This is a genomic window from Caballeronia sp. (assembly GCF_049581465.1).
In the GTDB taxonomy this organism is placed as follows: Bacteria; Pseudomonadota; Gammaproteobacteria; order Burkholderiales; family Burkholderiaceae; genus Caballeronia.
Genome location: NZ_JBAUSA010001102.1, coordinates 1 through 2,176, shown reverse-complemented (window position 1 = coordinate 2,176; position 2,176 = coordinate 1). Strand labels below are relative to the sequence as shown.

At 58.3% G+C, this 2,176-nt stretch carries 1 protein-coding gene; it reads left to right on the top strand.

All coding sequences use genetic code 11. From position 1 onward, the window contains the following. Nucleotides 1–491: 491 nt before the first annotated feature. A partial coding sequence (locus WCA53_RS26945; protein WP_423917854.1) for an ABC transporter transmembrane domain-containing protein occupies nucleotides 492–2,176 on the top strand: 1,685 nt, incomplete at its 3' end.

Genomic DNA, 2,176 nt, shown 5'->3' with positions numbered 1-2,176 from the left:
GCGCTGTTCTGCTCGATGACGTTTATAGGGATGCCGGTCAATATCAAGCTTTCCTAATTCAATTCAGTATTTTTCAATAACCGAAACGCTGGCCTCAAGCGCCGCCATTTTAACGTCCGTCCCCGCGCTTCAACCCCCCGCCGTTGCTCACCTTCCCCTGCGTAAGTCCCTGATCCAGCTCGAGAGAAACGTCTGCATTTGCACTGTCCGGCATTCGCCTAATTAGGACGGTTCTCATGGTTCTCCGAGGCCTCGACGCCGAGAATCAACTCATCGCATTAACCCAGTGCGCAGAGTTGCAATTACGGATTCCTTTCCGGTTTTGTATTTAAGACGCTTCCGATTTTCCGCGTCCAGTCCGGTGCAGATAATGCACCCGCTGAAATAAATGCATTCCGCGACGAATCGTTCCGCGTCGTCCAGAGCGACGTATCCACCCCGGCCGGTCCGGAGGCTCAGCCTCCCCTCCGGACGCTCACCAGTCAAATGCCATGAAAAATGAAGTACCGGGCGCAATAACGCCCATTCAACCAGACGACGGCGACGCATTGGCGCTATCGACGAAGGTTGACGATACCTTGCTGCAAAGCCTCGTCTGGATGGCGGCCTACCACGGCAAGCCGACCAGCGAAGCGTCCATGTTGTCGGGCTTGCCTGCGGGACGATTCATATCGCCAAAACAGGCACAGCTCGCGATGGAACAGTCCGGTTTCTCGGTCGGTGTGATTGAACGTCAGCCGCACGAAGTGTCGCCAATGCTCCTGCCCGTCGTGCTGTTCCGCAAGGATCACGGCGGCTGCGTGCTGATCGGCCGTTCACCGACCGACGTCAAGCTCATCAAGCCGGCCGCCGAAATCAAGGAAGGCGTGCAGCCCCAAGACGAAATGGAAGCCGCGTACCTCGTGGTGCTGCCGGAAGCGGGCTCGAAAGTCGTCGCGATCGGCGTGAGCCAGTTGAAGGCGAACTACACGGGTTACGCGATGCTCGTGAAGCCGGTCGGCCGTGTCGATGTGCGCGCCGGAAAGCCCGAACCGAAAGAGAACGGCCACTGGCTGCTGAGCACGCTGTGGCGTTATCGGCGCTATTACTGGAGCGCAGCCCTTGCCGCGCTGCTCATCAACGTGCTCGCGCTCGCCGGCACCTTCTTCACCATGAACGTGTATGACCGCGTGGTGCCGAACCAGGCGTTCACCACGTTATGGTCGCTTGCGATCGGCGTTGCAATTGCGATGCTGTTCGAGTTCATCTCGCGCAACGTGCGGGCACATGTACTCGATGTCGCCGGCAAGAAGGCCGACCTGATCATGGGCGCGATGCTCTTCAAGCAGGCGCTGTCCATTCGCATGGAGCACAAGCCGGCGTCGTCGGGATCGTTTGCCAACCAGTTGAGGGAATTTGAGTCTGTGCGCGATTTCGTGGCGTCCGCCACGCTCGCGACCATCTCGGACCTGCCGTTCTGCTTCCTGTACATCGCGGTGATCTTCATGATCGCCGGCCCGCTCGGCTTTATCCCGCTGGCATTGGTTCCGGTAATTATTGGTGTAAGCCTCTTCATTCAGTGGCCGCTCAAGAAGACGATGAAGGAAAACCTGCGCGAGTCATCGCTGAAGCAAGGTGTCCTGATTGAAACGGTCGAAGGTATCGAAACGCTCAAGGCAACAGGCGGCGAGCGCTACATGCAGGAACGCTGGGAACTGTTCTCGGCCAAAGCCTCCGACACCTCGATGAAATCCAAGCGCCTCTCAGCGCTCGCGACGAACTTCGTCTCGTGGATCACGCAGTTCGAGACTGTAATGATCGTGGTGGCAGGGGTGTATCTCATATCCGACGGCAAGATGACTCAAGGCGCGTTGATCGGTTCAGTGATTCTCGCCAGCCGCGCGCTCGCTCCGCTTGCGCAAGTGACCGGTCTCGCCGTGCGTTTCCAGCAGTCCAAAGCGGCGCTCGATTCGCTCAGCGGCCTGATGAAGAAGCCCGTCGAGCGCGATCCGGAAGTCGATTACCTCGACGGCCCCGTCGTTACCGGTGCAATCGAACTGAAGGGTGTTGGTTTTCACTACCCGTCGCCGAACGGACAGAAGCTGCCGGAGTTTCTCAAGAACATCAACATCAAGATTGAAGCGGGTGAACGCATCGCCATCCTGGGGCGTGTGGGGAGTGGCAAGTCATCGTTGTT